Origin of the sequence: Streptomyces sp. NPDC020362 (assembly GCF_040642095.1) — a bacterium.
In the GTDB taxonomy this organism is placed as follows: domain Bacteria; phylum Actinomycetota; class Actinomycetes; order Streptomycetales; family Streptomycetaceae; genus Streptomyces.
The window spans coordinates 113,479-130,311 of sequence record NZ_JBFAET010000008.1 but is presented as its reverse complement, the minus strand read 5'-3'; the positions used below and the strand labels follow the sequence as shown (position 1 = coordinate 130,311).

At 68.8% G+C, this 16,833-nt stretch carries 9 protein-coding genes and 1 pseudogene; 5 read left to right on the top strand and 5 right to left on the bottom strand.

Annotation, left to right across the window (positions count from 1 at the left end; genetic code table 11):
- From AB0H32_RS06280 to AB0H32_RS06260, 5 genes and pseudogenes are all read left to right on the top strand, one after another.
- Window positions 1–225: pseudogene (locus AB0H32_RS06280) on the top strand (hypothetical protein); the annotation flags it as partial.
- Complete coding sequence (locus tag AB0H32_RS06275; RefSeq protein WP_361115042.1) at window positions 222–2,429, top strand: hypothetical protein; 2,208 nt, start codon at window positions 222–224, stop codon at window positions 2,427–2,429. The pseudogene AB0H32_RS06280 and the gene AB0H32_RS06275, both read left to right, overlap by 4 nt.
- Window positions 2,430–2,568: 139 nt before the next feature.
- Window positions 2,569–4,314 (top strand): hypothetical protein, encoded by a 1,746-nt coding sequence (locus AB0H32_RS06270; RefSeq protein WP_361115039.1) that lies wholly within the window; start codon window positions 2,569–2,571, stop codon window positions 4,312–4,314.
- A 95-nt stretch (window positions 4,315–4,409) separates the two neighbouring features.
- Window positions 4,410–4,862, top strand: coding sequence for a Pycsar system effector family protein (locus tag AB0H32_RS06265; protein ID WP_361115051.1), 453 nt, complete (start codon window positions 4,410–4,412; stop codon window positions 4,860–4,862).
- A gap of 48 nt (window positions 4,863–4,910) precedes the next feature.
- A complete protein-coding gene (locus tag AB0H32_RS06260; protein ID WP_361115036.1) occupies window positions 4,911–6,269 on the top strand; it encodes a M48 family metalloprotease in 1,359 nt (452 codons plus the stop codon).
- Window positions 6,270–6,331: 62 nt separating this feature from the next.
- On the opposite strand, the gene AB0H32_RS06255 is transcribed toward AB0H32_RS06260, so the two are convergent.
- The 5 genes from AB0H32_RS06255 to AB0H32_RS06235 all read right to left on the bottom strand — a co-directional run bounded on the left by AB0H32_RS06255 (window position 6,332) and on the right by AB0H32_RS06235 (window position 16,708).
- A complete protein-coding gene (locus tag AB0H32_RS06255) occupies window positions 6,332–10,231 on the bottom strand; it encodes a DNA-directed RNA polymerase subunit beta' (RefSeq protein WP_361115033.1) in 3,900 nt (1,299 codons plus the stop codon).
- A gap of 97 nt (window positions 10,232–10,328) precedes the next feature.
- Window positions 10,329–13,811, bottom strand: coding sequence for a DNA-directed RNA polymerase subunit beta (gene rpoB, locus AB0H32_RS06250; protein WP_361115030.1), 3,483 nt, complete (start codon window positions 13,809–13,811; stop codon window positions 10,329–10,331).
- A 572-nt stretch (window positions 13,812–14,383) separates the two neighbouring features.
- Window positions 14,384–14,767, bottom strand: a complete 384-nt coding sequence (gene rplL, locus AB0H32_RS06245) for a 50S ribosomal protein L7/L12 (RefSeq protein ID WP_361115027.1) — start codon at window positions 14,765–14,767, stop codon at window positions 14,384–14,386.
- Between the two features lie 115 nt (window positions 14,768–14,882).
- Window positions 14,883–15,413: a 50S ribosomal protein L10 gene (rplJ, locus tag AB0H32_RS06240; RefSeq protein ID WP_059127163.1), complete on the bottom strand. Its 531-nt coding sequence runs from the start codon at window positions 15,411–15,413 to the stop codon at window positions 14,883–14,885.
- Window positions 15,414–15,799: 386 nt separating this feature from the next.
- Window positions 15,800–16,708 (bottom strand): hypothetical protein, encoded by a 909-nt coding sequence (locus tag AB0H32_RS06235; RefSeq protein ID WP_361115023.1) that lies wholly within the window; start codon window positions 16,706–16,708, stop codon window positions 15,800–15,802.
- Window positions 16,709–16,833 lie beyond the last annotated feature (125 nt).

Below are 16,833 nucleotides of genomic sequence, written 5' to 3'. Positions count from 1 at the left end.
GGCCGGGGGGCCGGCGCCGCTCGGGCCGGGGGCGCCGCCGCTGGAGCGGGTGCCTGCTCTGCTGGACGCGCTGCTGCCCCGGCGCCGGGCACCGTCTTCGGCGGCGCCGTCACCATCGGCGGCGGCACGGTGAGCGGCGACCAGAACAACCTCACCGGCAACCACATCACCGGCGACGTGAACATCGGCTCGGGCGGCGCACGCAGGCGGGGTGAGGGCGCATGAGCACCCCCGAGGCACAGCCCCCGGCGGGCGCGGGGGCCGCGCCGGAGCCGGCCCCGGCGGACTCCGCCCCCGCCGACGACGCCGACAGAGGCGGCGCGGACGAGGAGTCCGAGGAGCGGGACCAGCCGCAGACCGCCTGGGCGGCACGGCGCGACCTGGTCGACCACAGCCATCCCAGCATGCGCATCGGTGCCCGGGCCCGCATCGGCGGCGGCACGGTCGGCGGCGACCAGAACAACCTCACCGGCAACCAGGTCACCGGCGATGTGATCATGGGCGCCAAGACGGAGGTCTACCAGTTCTCGTTCCCCGGGTTCGGCACGTCGGCGCCCGCGTCCGGCGAAGTCCCACGGGCCACCCTGGACCGTCTGGTCGCACAGTTCGTCGCCGACGAGGACGTCGTCGCCGGGCTCCTCGGCCGGCTGCGCCGTGACCGCGTCCTCGTCCTGTCCGGTGCCCGCTTCAGCGGCCGGCGTACGGCCGCGCTGATGCTCCTGCACCGTCTCGGCGTCGCCTCCGTGCACACCCTGGACCGCGAAACGGACCCGGGCACCCTCGCCGAGCAGGTCACCGTCGAGGAGGCCGAGGGGGCCGCGCCGCGCGGGTACGTCCTGTGCGACCTGGCCACCCGCCGCGACCGTCCGCTGCGCGAGCCGCATCTGCTCGCCGCCCGCGACCGCCTCGGCGAGCACGGCTGGCTGGTCATCACGGTCGACCCCACCGCCGTGCTGGAGGACGTCCCCTTCGTCGCCGCCTGGCGGCCCCCGGCCGCCGACGACGTCCTCGCCGCCCATCTGCGCACCCTGACCGACGCCGACACCGCCGCCAAGCTGCGCGGACTCCCCGACGTCGAGACGTTTCTGAGCCGCGGCCACCAGCTGCGCGAGGTCGCGGCCTTCGCACAGCTGCTCGCCCGGCACGCGGCCGGCGAGGCCGGCGCGGACGCCGTGGCGCAGTTCTCCCTCGTGTCCCTGGAGAACCAGGTCCAGGAGTGGTTCGAGGAGGACGAGGCATCGGTCCACCTGCGGGACAAGGCGTTTCTCGTGGCTCTGGCCGCCTTCGACGGCGGTCCGTACGCGCTCACCGCCGAACTGAGCGACCTGCTCTACCGCCTGCTCCAGGAGACCGAGAACCCGGCCCGCGTCCCCGAGGTGCCCGTCTTCGGCACCCACATCGGCAAGCGTCTCCAACTCGCGCGCGCGGAACGGTTCGAGGACGACGAGCACACCGAGTGGGGACCGGTGATCCAGCAGAAGGCCAAGTTCCTCGACGACCGGGTCTCCCTGGTGCTGATGCGCGAGGTGTGGACGGGACACCCGTCCGCCCGGCCCGCGCTGATCGGCTGGCTGCGCCACCTCGCCGAGGACGGCCGCCCGCTGGTCCGCACCCGTGCCGCCGCCACCGTCGCCGTCCTTGCGCGCACCGACCTGCCTTCGGCGATGGCGCTGGTCATCGAGCCGTGGAGCACCTCGAAGCGGTACCGGCAGCGGCTGGTCGCCGTCAACGCGCTCACTCTGGCGCACCTCATCGACACGCCCAACATCCCACGCATCCTGGACGCCTGGTGCGAGGGCGCCGACGCACGGCTGCGCTGGGTGGCGGTGCGGGCGTACGGGCTGATCGGGCCGGAGCGCCCGGAACAGGCGCTGGCCGCACTGCGCAAAGCGGTCCGCCGGCTGTACGAGGACGAACCCGACGACCTCGACGGCGAGATGGCACGCGAACTCGCCGAGGCCGTGGAACTGCTGCTGCTCTCCCCCGCGAGCGACCAGGTCCTCGCCGAGCTGCGCCGCACGCTCGACGACGACCGTGCCGTGCACGACCTGGCCCTCGGCGGCTTCGTGAACGCCTGCCGCCGCACCGAGGACGACGAGCGGTACGGCAACCCGCTGGTCCTCGGCTGGTACGCGCGGGCGGCACAGGAGGACGGCGCGGCGGCTCACGGCATCCCCGCCCTGTGGCGGGCGGCGCTCGCCGACCCGCGGGCCACCCGGCACGCGCTGGAAGTGCTGCGCACGTGGGTGCTGATCGCCGACCGGGCCACGGCCACCGAATGGGCCCTGGCCGCCCTGCTGCCCAGGCTCGTCACCACCCCCGCCGAGCACCAGCGGCTCAGCCATCTGCTGCGGACCATGCCGGGTGAGGACGGCAATCCCCCGCCGGACGTGGCAGCGCGCCTGCTGGCCGTGCTCCCGGCCCGCTGACGCCACAGACACCGACCCGATCCAACCGATCCACCTGATCCACCCGGTTCACGCGATCCACCTGATCCAGGCGGCCGGCGGGGCCGACGCGTCCCCGCGTCCTGTCGTACGCCGGTACGTCCCCGAGGAGACACGCACCATGCCCACCTTCCACCGCCCGCCCGAATGGCAGCAGCAGGCGGACCGGCACACCGAGCTGGTCGACCCGGTGCTCACCGTGCGGCAGCTCGGCCGCTTCGACCTGGGCCTCAAGTCGCTCGTCCGCATCGACCACGCCCTGGTCTTCTCCACCCCGAAGGGCGGCTACGACCCGTATCTGCCGCCCCGGCGGCCCACCCGCAGCGAGATCGCGGCGAGGCGGTACACCGCCGTGTACGAGGTGGACATGGGCGTGCACCCGTTCTCCGCCGGGCTCGCCCTGCCCAGCGACAACGACGCGTTCGAGTTCACGGCCGCGGTCGACCTCTCCTGGCAGGTCCTCGACCCGGCCCGGTTCGTGGCGAGCGGGCACCGGGACGTGCCGCAGCTGGTGCTGGGTGAACTGCAGCAGGCGGCCCGGCCGGTGACCCGGCGCTTCGCCATCGCCGACAGCGCCGCCGCCGAACGGGAACTGCTGCAGGCGTGCACCGTCCTCGGCCCGCTCGGGGCACCCGCGGGGCTGCAGGTCACCTGGACGCTGCGGCTGCGGCGCGACCAGGAGAACATCGACCACCAGCGCCGTCTCCAGGCCATCGACCACTCCGCCACCGAGCAGATCCGCGCGGCCGAGCGGGGCACGGAGGTCGACGTCGAGGTGGACCGCCGCCACCGCCGGCAGGACGCGCTGCAGATCGAACGGGCCATGGTGTACGGGCAGCAGCAACAACAACTCGCGCTGCAGCAGCAGCACTGGGAGCACGAGCAGGCCATGCTCATGAGCGGCCAGCAGCACGAGCAGGCGCTGCTCATGAGCGGTCAGCAGCACGAACTGGCCCTGCAGCAGGGGCAGCAGATGCTGGAACTCCAGCGCATCGAGGCGCAGAAGATCGAGTTCTACCAGTGGCACCTGCAGCAGGGCGGCGTACAGGCCTGGGCGCTGCACCTCGCCCAGCACCCGGAGGACTCCCGCCTCGTCATGAGCAGCATGCGGGACGACCAGCTCCGCATGATCCAGGCACAGATGGACCTGGTGAAACAGCTCCTGAACGGTGACACGGCCGAGAACTACGAACTGGAGGGACCCAAGCAGCTCGCCCTGCGCACGGTCAGCGACATCCTCAACCAACGGCTCCCGGGGGTCCCGCAGTCCCCGCCGCTGCTCCCGCCCCAGCACGAGGAGGGGCCCCTGACGGGATACGGGAACGCACCGGGCGGTCCCGGCGGCCCGGGCATGCCGGGCGGACAGCCCTGGACGAGCGCCGCTCCGGCGGACCAGAACCACCTGCCGCTCCAGGGGCAGGACCGGGCCGGGCAGACCGCACCCGACCAGCCTCCACCCGGCCCACTGGACAGGGACCAGGGCCCAGCCGGCATCAGCCAGAGCCCGTTCGGCATGAGCCAGAGCCCGGTCGGGACGGGCCAGAGCCCATTGGTGAACGGCGGCCCGTGCGCCCAGCCACCGGCACCGGCACCGGCACCGGCCGCCCCCGTACCCGGCCCGCCCGCCTGGCAGCCGCCCACGGCCTACTCCCCTCCGTCCCCGTTCACGGGGGCGTATCCCGGTGCCCCCGCCGCGCCCGCCCCCACGCCCGAGGCCCCGTCCTGGCAGCCGCCGCCCGGCTACGGCAGCACACCGACCCTGCCCGCACAGCCTCCGGCGTCCACCCCGCCGAACGGCAACGCCCCCCAGGGCGGCCGAAGCACTCCGGGCGACCAGGACAACTTCCAGGAGGAGAACGGCGCTTGACCACCCTCGACCCGACGCCCGGCCCGGCCACCGCCCCTCCCCCGGGCGCCGGCTCCGCGGAGCGCGCCCAGCTCTGCGAACGCCTCCTCACCGATCTGCGCACGGAGATCGCACGGGCGGACAGCAAGGCGTCCGTTCTGGTCGCCGCTCTCGGGATGACGGCCGGGGTGTTCAGCGGTCTGCTGGCCGGACGGGACTGGACCCCGGCCGCGCTCTCCGCCCCGGGCACGCTCCTGTGGTGGTCCGGGACGGTGTCCCTGGCCTTCTCCCTCTTCGCCCTGCTTCTGGCGGTCCTCCCCCGCTACCGCTCCGGCACCTGGGTGCCGGGACAGCCTCTGTCGTACTTCGGCGACATCCACGAGGCAGTCCGCCACGGCCACTTGGAGAAAGCGCTCGCCGACACCGAGCGAGATCCCGTGGCCGGACTGACCACGGCTCTCACCGAGACGAGCCGGATCGCCGCCCGCAAGCACGCGTGGATCCGGGCCGGCCTTATCGCCTTCTGCACCGGCACGGTCCTGCTGCCCGCCTCGCTGCTGACCGGTTGACCGGCCCGACCACCGACGTCCCCATCGAACGACCCACCAGGAACGCAGATGACCCAGCCTCCGCAGTACCCGCAGCCGGCCCAGCCTCCCGAGTACCCGCAAGCACCGTCCCACCCGAACGCGACGCCCACTCCCCCGTACCCACAGGCGGCACCGCAGCACGCACAGCCTCCGCAGCCCCCCGCCCAGTCACCGCACTACCCGCAGACCCCGCCGACTGCCGCCCAGTCACCTCAGTACACACAGATTCCGCAGACTCAGACGCCGCACTACCCACAATCCCCGCAGACTCCGTCACCGCACTACCCACAGACTCCCCAGACTCAGACGCCGCACTACCCGCACGCCGCCGCGCCGACCGTGCCGTCCGCGGCTCCGTCGGCCCAGGCCCCGCACATCCCCCCGCAGTACGCGCGGGCTCCGTCGACGGCGCCCGCCGCGGCCGAGGCCCATCCTCACCACATAGGCACCGACCACGGCCGGGTGCACATCCGCAGGGACCAGCGCCGCACCGACGCCACCGCGATCGGCAACCTGCTCCTGTACCTGCCGAACTTCCTGTGCAGCCTCTTCGTCGTCGGCCTGGTCTCCCTGTTCTTCGGCGGCCTCGGCATCCTCGTGGTGCTGGCCTGGCTCGCCAGCGGCGCACTCGCGTTCTACCGGCCCGCGGAAAGCGCCCTCGCGCGCCATCTGCTCCGTCTGCGCTACCCCACACCACAAGAACGGGCCAAACTCGAACCGGTCTGGCGCGAAGTCACGGCCCGGGCGGGCATCGAGGGCCGCACCTACGAGCTGTGGGTCGAGGACAGCGACAGCCTGAACGCGGTCGCCGCGGCCGGCCACATCGTCGGCGTCACCCGGTTCGCCATGAACCAGCTGCCCAACGGCGAGCTGGCCGCCGTCCTCGCCCACGAACTGGGCCATCACGTGGGCGGTCACGCCTGGTCCGGGCTGCTCGGCTACTGGTACGCGCTGCCCGGCCGGATCGCCTGGCGCCTGCTGAAGGCCGTCTCCGGCATCGCGTACAAGGTCTCGCGCGCCTTCGGCTGCTTCGGCGTCGCCTTCGTCGTCCTGTTCGTCGGCGGCATCGCCATGGCGACCATCAGCACGCTCTACGGCCTGCCCCTGCTGATCCTGGGCGTGCCGTACGCGCTCGCCGCCGTCGGACGCCGTTCGGAGCTGCGCGCCGACGAGCACGCCGCCGCGCTGGGCTTCGCCCCCATGCTGGCCGCCGTGCTCGGCAAGCTGCACCAGCAGGAGCAGTACGACCAGGCCGCGCTCACCGCACAGAACGGCGGTGTGCCCGTCCAGGAGAGCGCCCTGAGCAAGCTGCTCTCCTCCCACCCGGACTACCACACCCGCCTGCACCACCTGCAGCCGTACCTCCAGCCGCAGCAGTCCCACTGAGTCCCGGAAACGCCGAAGGGCGGCCACCCCGAAACGGAGTGGCCGCCCTTCATGCTGCTCGCTTACTGGTTGTACGGACCGTAGTCGTAGTCCTCCAGCGGAACGGCCTGGCCGGAGCCGGTGCCGAACGGCGAGTAGTCGATGTCGTCGTAGCCGACGGCCGAGTACATCGCGGCCTTGGCCTCCTCGGTCGGCTCGACCCGGATGTTGCGGTAGCGGGACAGACCCGTACCGGCCGGGATGAGCTTACCGATGATGACGTTCTCCTTGAGGCCGATGAGGCTGTCGGACTTGGCGTTGATCGCCGCGTCCGTCAGAACTCGGGTCGTCTCCTGGAAGGAGGCGGCCGACAGCCAGGACTCCGTCGCCAGCGAGGCCTTGGTGATACCCATCAGCTGCGGACGACCGGAGGCCGGGTGACCGCCCTCCTGGACCACACGACGGTTCTCGGTCTCGAACTTCGAGCGCTCGACCAGCTCGCCGGGCAGCAGCTCGGCGTCGCCGGACTCGATGATCGTCACGCGGCGGAGCATCTGCCGGATGATGATCTCGATGTGCTTGTCGTGGATCGACACACCCTGCGAGTTGTAGACCTTCTGGACCTCACCGACCAGGTGGACCTGGACGGCACGCTGACCCAGGATGCGCAGCACGTCGTGCGGGTTGGTGGCACCCACGGTGAGCTGCTGGCCCACCTCGACGTGGTCGCCCTCGCGGACCAGGACCTTGGCACGCTTCGAGATCGGGAACGCCGTCTCGTCGCTGCCGTCGTCCGGGGTGACGACGATCTTCTTGGTCTTCTCGGTCTCCTCGATCCGCACGCGGCCGTTGGCCTCGGAGATCGGGGCGACACCCTTCGGGGTACGGGCCTCGAAGAGCTCGACGACACGGGGCAGACCCTGGGTGATGTCGTCACCGGCCACACCACCGGTGTGGAAGGTACGCATCGTCAGCTGGGTACCGGGCTCACCGATGGACTGGGCGGCGATGATGCCGACCGCCTCACCGATGTCGACCAGCTTGCCGGTGGCCAGCGAACGGCCGTAGCACATCGCGCAGGTGCCGACATGCGACTCGCAGGTCAGGATCGAGCGGGTCTTGACCTCCTCGATGCCGTGGTGCACCAGCTGGTCGATGAGCACGTCACCGAGGTCCACGTTGGCCGGCGCGATCACCTTGCCGTCGATGACGACGTCCTCGGCGAGCATGCGGGCGTAGACGCTGGTCTCGACGTCGTCCGCCTTGCGCAGCACACCGTCGGCGTCGCGGTTGGCGATCCGCAGCTTCAGACCGCGCTCGGTACCGCAGTCCTCCTCGCGGATGATGACGTCCTGCGAGACGTCCACCAGACGACGGGTCAGGTAACCCGAGTCGGCGGTACGCAGGGCGGTGTCCGCCAGACCCTTACGGGCACCGTGGGTGGCGATGAAGTACTCCAGCACCGTGAGGCCGTCCCGGTACGAGGCCTTGATGGGCCGCGGGATGGTCTCGTTCTTGGCGTTGGACACCAGACCACGCATACCGGCGATCTGACGCAGCTGCATCATGTTTCCTCGCGCCCCGGACTCGATCATGATGTAGATCGAGTTGGTACGCGGGAAGTTCTGCTGCATCGCCTCGGCCACTTCGCCGGAGGCCTTGTTCCAGATGACGATCAGTTCCTGCGTGCGCTCGTCCTTGGTGACGAGACCACGCTCGAACTGCTTCTGGATCTTGAGGGCCTGCTCCTCGTAGTGCTCGAGGATCTGCGGCTTCTCCGGCGGGCCGATGATGTCGGAGAACGCGACGGTGACGCCGGAACGGGTGGCCCAGTAGAAGCCGGCCGCCTTCAGGTTGTCGAGCGTCGCCGCCACGATGACCTTCGGGTAGCGCTCGGCGAGATCGTTGACGATCTCGGAGAGCTGCTTCTTGCCGACCTGGTAGTCGACGAACGGGTAGTCCTCGGGCAGCAGCTCGTTGAAGAGCGCGCGGCCCAGGGTGGTGCGCAGGCGGAACGAGTCACCCTGCTGCCACTCGGGCTCGCCCTCCTCGCGGGCCGGCGGCGTCCACTCGCGCGGCGGGATGGTGCCCACCGGGAAGCGGATGTCGATCGACGACTGCAGCGCGAGCTCGCCGGCATCGAAGGCCATGATCGCCTCGGCCGTGGAGCCGAACGCGCGGCCCTCGCCCTTGGTGTCACGCAGCTCGCCGTCGGTGGTGAGGAAGAACAGACCGAGGACCATGTCCTGGGTCGGCATCGTCACCGGACGGCCGTCGGCGGGCTTGAGGATGTTGTTCGAGGACAGCATCAGGATGCGGGCCTCGGCCTGCGCCTCCGCGGACAGCGGCAGGTGCACGGCCATCTGGTCACCGTCGAAGTCCGCGTTGAACGCGGTGCAGACGAGCGGGTGGATCTGGATGGCCTTGCCCTCGACCAGCTGCGGCTCGAAGGCCTGGATGCCGAGGCGGTGCAGGGTGGGAGCACGGTTCAGCAGCACCGGGTGCTCGGCGATGACCTCTTCGAGGACGTCGTACACGACCGTGCGGCCGCGCTCCACCATGCGCTTGGCGCTCTTGATGTTCTGCGCGTGGTTCAGGTCGACCAGGCGCTTCATCACGAACGGCTTGAAGAGCTCCAGCGCCATGGCCTTGGGCAGACCACACTGGTGCAGCTTCAGCTGCGGGCCGACGACGATGACGGAACGCGCCGAGTAGTCGACTCGCTTGCCGAGCAGGTTCTGACGGAATCGACCCTGCTTGCCCTTCAGCATGTCGCTGAGGGACTTCAGCGGGCGGTTGCCGGGGCCGGTGACCGGGCGACCGCGACGGCCGTTGTCGAAGAGGGCGTCAACAGCCTCCTGAAGCATGCGCTTCTCGTTGTTGACGATGATCTCCGGGGCACCGAGGTCCAGGAGCCTCTTCAGACGGTTGTTGCGGTTGATCACACGGCGGTACAGGTCGTTCAGGTCGGAGGTCGCGAAGCGGCCACCGTCCAGCTGCACCATCGGACGCAGGTCCGGCGGGATGACCGGGACGCAGTCCAGGACCATGCCCTTGGGGCTGTTGGACGTCTGCAGGAACGCGGAGACGACCTTCAGCCGCTTGAGGGCACGGGTCTTCTTCTGGCCCTTGCCGGTGCGGATGATCTCGCGGAGCCTCTCGGCCTCCTCCTCGAGGTCGAAGGACTCCAGGCGCTTCTGCAGCGCCGCGGCACCCATCGAGCCGTCGAAGTACGTGCCGAAGCGGTCACGCAGCTCACGGTAGAGCAGCTCGTCGCCCTCCAGGTCCTGGACCTTGAGGTTCTTGAACCGGTTCCACACCTCGTCGAGGCGGTCGATCTCGCGCTGCGCACGGTCGCGCAGCTGCTTCATCTCGCGCTCGGCACCCTCGCGCACCTTGCGGCGCACATCGGCCTTGGCGCCCTCGGCCTCCAGCTCGGCCAGGTCGGTCTCGAGCTTCTTGGCGCGGGCCTCGAGGTCGGCGTCGCGGCGGTTCTCGATCTGCTGGCGCTCGACCGAGACGTGCGCCTCCAGGGAGGGCAGGTCGCGGGTACGACGCTCGTCGTCGACGTACGTGATCATGTACGCCGCGAAGTAGATGACCTTCTCGAGGTCCTTCGGCGCCAGGTCCAGCAGGTAGCCGAGGCGCGAAGGAACACCCTTGAAGTACCAGATGTGCGTGACGGGCGCGGCAAGCTCGATGTGGCCCATCCGCTCACGGCGCACCTTGGCGCGCGTGACCTCGACGCCACAGCGCTCACAGATGATGCCCTTGAAGCGGACGCGCTTGTACTTGCCGCAGTAGCACTCCCAGTCCCGGGTCGGACCGAAGATCTTCTCGCAGAAGAGTCCGTCCTTTTCGGGCTTCAGGGTGCGGTAGTTGATCGTCTCGGGCTTCTTGACCTCGCCGTGGCTCCACTGACGGATGTCGTCAGCGGTGGCCAGACCGATCCGGAGCTCGTCGAAGAAGTTGACGTCGAGCACTATGCGTCAATCCCTCTCAGGGTCGTAAGTCTTTGGTCTGAAACGGGGGCCTGGGGGTCGGCGGGGCCCTGTGGGTGAGGGCCCCGCCGGACTCCCGTCAGACCTCTTCGACGCTGCTCGGCTCGCGCCGGGACAGGTCGATACCGAGCTCCTCCGCAGCGCGGAAGACGTCCTCGTCGGTGTCACGCATCTCGATGGACATACCGTCGCTGGACAGCACCTCCACGTTCAGGCAGAGCGACTGCATCTCCTTGATGAGCACCTTGAAGGACTCGGGGATGCCGGGCTCGGGGATGTTCTCGCCCTTGACGATGGCCTCGTACACCTTCACGCGGCCCGTGACGTCGTCGGACTTGATGGTCAGCAGCTCCTGGAGGGCGTACGCGGCGCCGTAGGCCTCGAGGGCCCACACCTCCATCTCACCGAAGCGCTGGCCACCGAACTGCGCCTTACCACCCAGCGGCTGCTGGGTGATCATCGAGTACGGGCCGGTCGACCGCGCGTGCAGCTTGTCGTCGACCAGGTGGTGCAGCTTCAGGATGTACATGTAGCCGATCGAGATCGGGTCCGGGAACGGCTCACCGCTACGGCCGTCGAACAACCGCGCCTTGCCGGACGGCAGCACCATGCGGTCGCCGTCGCGGTTCGGCAGGGTGTTGGCCAGCAGACCGGTGACCTCGTCCTCGCGGGCACCGTCGAAGACCGGGGTGGCGACGTTGGTGCGCGGGGCGACCTGGTCGGCACCGATGATCTGCAGACGCTGCGCCCACTCGTCGGCGAGGCCGGAGACGTCCCAGCCCTGGCTGGCGAGCCAGCCGAGGTGGATCTCCAGGACCTGTCCCGGGTTCATTCGGGACGGCACGCCGAGCGGGTTGAGGATGATGTCGACCGGGGTGCCGTCCTCCAGGAACGGCATGTCCTCGATCGGCAGGATCTTCGAGATGACACCCTTGTTGCCGTGACGGCCGGCGAGCTTGTCACCGTCGGTGATCTTGCGCTTCTGCGCGACGTAGACGCGGACCAGCTGGTTCACGCCCGGCGGCAGCTCGTCGCCCTCCTCGCGGTCGAAGACGCGCACGCCGATGACCTTGCCGGTCTCACCGTGCGGCACCTTCAGCGAGGTGTCACGGACCTCACGGGCCTTCTCACCGAAGATCGCGCGCAGCAGGCGCTCCTCGGGGGTCAGCTCGGTCTCACCCTTCGGGGTGACCTTGCCGACGAGGATGTCACCGGCGATGACCTCGGCACCGATGCGGATGATGCCGCGCTCGTCGAGGTCGGCGAGGACCTCCTCCGAGACGTTCGGGATGTCCCGGGTGATCTCCTCCGGGCCGAGCTTGGTGTCACGAGCGTCGACCTCGTGCTCCTCGATGTGGATCGAGGAGAGGACGTCGTCCTGCACGAGGCGCTGCGACAGGATGATCGCGTCCTCGTAGTTGTGACCCTCCCACGGCATGAACGCCACGAGCAGGTTCTTGCCGAGGGCCATCTCACCGTTCTCGGTGGCCGGGCCGTCGGCCAGGACCTGGCCCTCGACGACGCGGTCGCCCTCGTTGACGACGACCTTCTGGTTGACCGAGGTGCCCTGGTTGGACCGGGAGAACTTGTGCAGGCGGTACGTGATGTACGTGCCGTCGTCGTTGGCGGTGGTGACGTAGTCCGCGGAGACCTCCTGGACCACACCGGCCTTCTCGGCCTTGACGACGTCGCCGGCGTCGACGGCGGAGCGGTACTCCATGCCGGTACCGACGAGCGGGGACTCGGACTTGATCAGGGGCACGGCCTGGCGCATCATGTTCGCGCCCATGAGGGCGCGGTTGGCGTCGTCGTGCTCCAGGAACGGGATCATCGCGGTCGCGACCGACACCATCTGGCGCGGCGACACGTCCATGTAGTGGACCTCGTCACCGGGGACGTAGTCGACCTCGCCGCCACGGCGGCGCACCAGGACGCGTTCGGCGAACCGCATGTCCTCGGTGAGCGGCGCGTTGGCCTGCGCGATGACGAAGCGGTCCTCCTCGTCGGCGGTCAGGTAGTCGACCTCGTCGGTGACCTGGCCGTCGATCACCTTGCGGTACGGGGTCTCGACGAAACCGAACGCGTTGACCCGGCCGTAGGAGGCCAGCGAGCCGATCAGACCGATGTTCGGGCCTTCCGGCGTCTCGATCGGGCACATACGGCCGTAGTGCGAGGGGTGGACGTCACGGACCTCGAAGCCGGCCCGCTCACGGGAGAGACCACCCGGGCCGAGGGCGTTCAGACGACGCTTGTGCGTCAGCCCCGACAGCGGGTTGTTCTGGTCCATGAACTGGGACAGCTGGCTGGTGCCGAAGAACTCCTTGATGGAGGCGACGACCGGCCGGATGTTGATCAGGGTCTGCGGCGTGATCGCCTCGACGTCCTGCGTGGTCATGCGCTCGCGCACGACGCGCTCCATACGGGCGAGACCCGTACGGACCTGGTTCTGGATCAGCTCGCCGACGCTGCGGATACGACGGTTGCCGAAGTGGTCGATGTCATCGGTCTCGACCATGATCGAGCGACCGGACTCGCCGACCGTCTCGGTCTCACCGGCGTGCAGCTTCACCAGGTACTTGATGGTGGCGATGACGTCGTCGGTGGTGAGCACACCGGCGTCCAGCGGCTCGTCCGCACCGAGCTTCTTGTTCACCTTGTAGCGGCCGACCTTCGCCAGGTCGTAGCGCTTCGGGTTGAAGTAGAGGTTCTCCAGCAGCGTCTGCGCGGCCTCACGCGTGGGCGGCTCGCCCGGACGCAGCTTGCGGTAGATGTCGAGCAGCGCGTCGTCCTGGCCCTGGGTGTGGTCCTTCTCCAGGGTGGCGCGCATCGACTCGTAGTCGCCGAACTCCTCGAGGATCTGCTCGGTCGTCCAGCCGAGCGCCTTCAGCAGCACGGTGACCGACTGCTTGCGCTTGCGGTCGATACGGACACCGACCATGTCACGCTTGTCGATCTCCATCTCCAGCCAGGCACCCCGGGACGGGATGATCTTGGCGGAGAAGATGTCCTTGTCGGACGTCTTGTCGATGGAGGAGTCGAAGTAGACACCGGGGGAACGGACCAGCTGAGACACCACGACACGCTCGGTGCCGTTGATGACGAAGGTGCCCTTGTTCGTCATGAGCGGGAAGTCGCCCATGAAGACGGTCTGGGACTTGATCTCACCGGTCTCGTTGTTGGTGAACTCGGCGGTGACGAAGAGCGGAGCCGCGTACGTGAAGTCGCGCTCCTTGCACTCGTCGATGGAGTTCTTCGGCGGCTCGAAGCGGTGGTCCCGGAACGTCAGGGACATCGACCCGGAGAAGTCCTCGATCGGGGAGATCTCCTCGAAGATCTCCTCCAGACCGGACTTGGTGGGGACGTCCTGACCGTTCTCAAGAGCCTCCTCGACCCGACTCTGCCAGGCGGTGTTGCCGAGCAGCCAGTCAAAGCTCTCGGTCTGCAGCGCGAGCAGGTTCGGAACCTCGAGAGGCTCCTTGATCTTTGCAAAGGAGATGCGCAGCGGGGCGGTGCTGGCGCCGTTGTTCATATTCGCGGTCGAGGCGTTGCGCGAGGCGGCCAAGAGGGGGTCCTTCCGAGGGCTCGGACTCACTACGCGCGTGCCGTTCCCTTCCTCTTGCACAGAGACAGAAACCCCAGGTCAAGGGAGGTTTAGTCATCAATGCGAGAGTGAGGGCAGACCCCTGGTGACGGGCAGGGGACAGCTAACAGGCAGCGCAAAGGGTCAGTGTAGCCACTTGGCACACTGATGTCCAGTGCGGGTTTTGCGAGACCCTCGTTGTTCTCAACGCCCTCGTCAACGCCCTCGGCATGTCTGCCCTCAATGCACGTTGATACTGCCCTCTCCGTCGTCGATCCATGCCTCGGATTCGGATCCTTGTGACGACGCGTCCTGAGAATTGCGCGCTGCGTGCGGTTCGTCAAGGCCCCCCAGCCCAAACGGGGCTGTCCGGAGACGCAACGAAGATCACCATACCCGCCGCCACCACGAGTTCAAGGCAACCGAGGTCGGACCTCCGGATACGCCGAAGAGCGACCACCCGGATGGATGATCGCTCTTCGGTGCGTTCGCGTTACAGCCCCTAGGAGGCCGTACTCAGCGCGCGGAGGGAGTCGCGGAGACTCCGAAAGGTCTTACTTGACCTCGACGGAGGCGCCGGCGCCCTTGAGGGACTCGGCGGCCTTCTCGGCGGCGTCCTTGGCGACCTTCTCGAGGACCGGCTTCGGAGCGCCGTCCACGAGGTCCTTGGCCTCCTTCAGACCCAGGGAGGTCAGCTCACGCACGACCTTGATGACCTGGATCTTCTTGTCGCCCGCACCGGTGAGGATGACGTCGAACTCGTCCTTCTCCTCCTCGGCCTCGGCGGCGGCGGCCGGACCGGCCGGGCCGGCAACGGCGACCGCGGCGGCGGCGGTGACGTCGAACTTCTCCTCGAAGGCCTTCACGAACTCGGAGAGCTCGATGAGGGTCATCTCCTCGAACTGCGCGAGCAGGTCTTCCTGGCTGAGCTTCGCCATGGTGGGCGATCCTTCCACTAATTTCGGCTGGTGCCGGATGTACATGTATGGCGGGCGTACGTTCGGCCCGCTACGACCTCCGCCTCAGGCGGCGGCGGTCATTTCGCGAGCCGAGTTACTCGGCACCGCCCTGCTCGGCCTGCTTGGCACGAAGAGCGTCCACGGTGCGGACGAGCTTCGACGGGAGCGCCTGGAAGACCTGAGCAGCCTGGGTCTGCTTGCCCTTGAAGGCGCCCGCCAGCTTGGCGAGCAGAACCTCGCGGGACTCGAGGTCCGCAAGCTTCTTGATCTCGTCGGCGGACAGCGCCTTGCCGTCAAGGACACCGCCCTTGATGACGAGGTTCGGGTTGTCCTTGGCGAAGTCACGAAGACCCTTCGCCGACTCCACCGGGTCACCGGTGACGAAGGCGACCGCCGTCGGACCGTTGAACAGGTCGTCGAGCGTCGTGATCCCGGCCTCGTTGGCCGCAATCTTGGTCAGCGTGTTCTTCACCACGGCGTACTGGGCGTTCTCACCGAGCGAACGACGCAGCGTCTTGAGCTGCGCCACGGTGAGACCCCGGTACTCGGTCAGCACAGCGGCGTTCGAGCTGCGGAACTGCTCCGCGAGCTCGGCCACCGCGGCAGCCTTGTCGGGCCTTGCCATAGAGCGTCGGCCTCCTTCCGGGTGATGGGACCGCTCAGAAGGGGCTGGGAAAACGAAACGCCCCGGCGCAGGCGCACGGGGCGGACTCGACCGGCCACACACGCGGGAGAGCGCGTGCTCCGGGAGTTCTTCCACTGTCACCTGCGCGGGTCGTCCACTTCACAGCGGATCCTTCGGTCACCACACCCTCGTTCAAGCGTGCGGCAACGACCAGCGGTCTTTGGCTTCTCAAGGAATGTACGGGACCGGGGCGCCGTAGAGCAAATCGGGCCCTTCGGGGGCCGCCCCGGTCCCCTTGCGTCCTGGACCTGCACCGGGCTCGGGAAACGCTCGTCCTGGGCCCGGGCGACGGTCGTGGGGGACTTGAGGAGACAGTGGTGCCGGCTTCAGGAGACGGTCGTGCTGTTGCTCGCCGAGCTTCCGCCGGACTTCGCCAGGTCCGTGAAGTCCTTGGTGTCGGAGGCCGGGGGCGCGACGGCGGTGACCTTCACGCCGTAGTCGCTGTAGTAGGCCGTGCTGGTCATGGCGCCGTTCGCCATGTCCGCCTTCTCGACCTTCTTGACCAGCAGGTCCTGCCCGTTGACCCAGATGTCGATGGTCTCCGTGGTGACGCCCGCCTGGCTGAGCTGCTTCTTCAGGCCAGCCAGCTGGTCGGCGGTGAGGTTGCTGTTCTTGCCGGCGAGGTCGGCGACATTGACCGTGCCCGAGTAGTGCGTGGCGTCCGCGCCGGAGACCTTCTCCTCCCCGACCTTCTTCACGTCGCCGGAGGCCAGCAGCAGCTTCACCGACTGGTTCGGCGTGGTGTTCTGGATCTGGTCCTTCAGGTAGGCGCCGGAGCCGCCGCCGAGCTTGGCGAGGTCGTCGTACGCGTACCGGATCCAGTGCTTGCCGAACTGCTGGGCGAACTTCTCGCTCATCTTGGCGTAGTAGGCGTCCGGCAGATAGCGGGCCTCCATCGACGTGGAGCCCGCCTTGCGCATCGCCTCGGCCATCTGGCCGCCGGTGTACGTGATGGTGAGGTTGCCCCTGAGGCCCTTGCCCCAGGCGAGGGCGCCGTTCGCCGTCATCGACATGGTGTCGCCGATGGTCGTGGTGGAGCGCACCTTGGACGACTCGGCGTTGTCGGTGGACTTGTCGGCCGAACGCAGGGCGGCGAGGGGGCTGACGTGCGTGACGCTCCTGCCGACCGCCCTGTCCCCCTTGCCGGAGTCCTGCGAGCCGCAGGCGGCCAGTCCGGTCAGTGCCGTGACCACCGCGGCGGAAAGGGCCACCCGGCGAACGGTCGTGCTCTTCATGTCCCACCCCTATGCATGTCCTGTGCCTGCACGGTAACTCAGGCCACTGACAGTTGTACGAAAGGTCGCACACACATAGGACGGGCCCTGCACCTCGAAGGTTGCAGGGCCCGTCGCTATTGATG

What these genes read in the sequence shown, in the direction of transcription:
- AB0H32_RS06275 (WP_361115042.1), top strand. Translation starts at nt 222, where the DNA reads ATGAGCACCCCCGAGGCACAGCCCCCGGCGGGCGCGGGGGCCGCGCCG.
- AB0H32_RS06270 (WP_361115039.1), top strand. Translation starts at nt 2,569, where the DNA reads ATGCCCACCTTCCACCGCCCGCCCGAATGGCAGCAGCAGGCGGACCGG.
- AB0H32_RS06260 (WP_361115036.1), top strand. Translation starts at nt 4,911, where the DNA reads ATGACCCAGCCTCCGCAGTACCCGCAGCCGGCCCAGCCTCCCGAGTAC.
- rplL (WP_361115027.1), bottom strand. Translation starts at nt 14,767, where the DNA reads ATGGCGAAGCTCAGCCAGGAAGACCTGCTCGCGCAGTTCGAGGAGATG.
- rplJ (WP_059127163.1), bottom strand. Translation starts at nt 15,413, where the DNA reads ATGGCAAGGCCCGACAAGGCTGCCGCGGTGGCCGAGCTCGCGGAGCAG.
- AB0H32_RS06235 (WP_361115023.1), bottom strand. Translation starts at nt 16,708, where the DNA reads ATGAAGAGCACGACCGTTCGCCGGGTGGCCCTTTCCGCCGCGGTGGTC.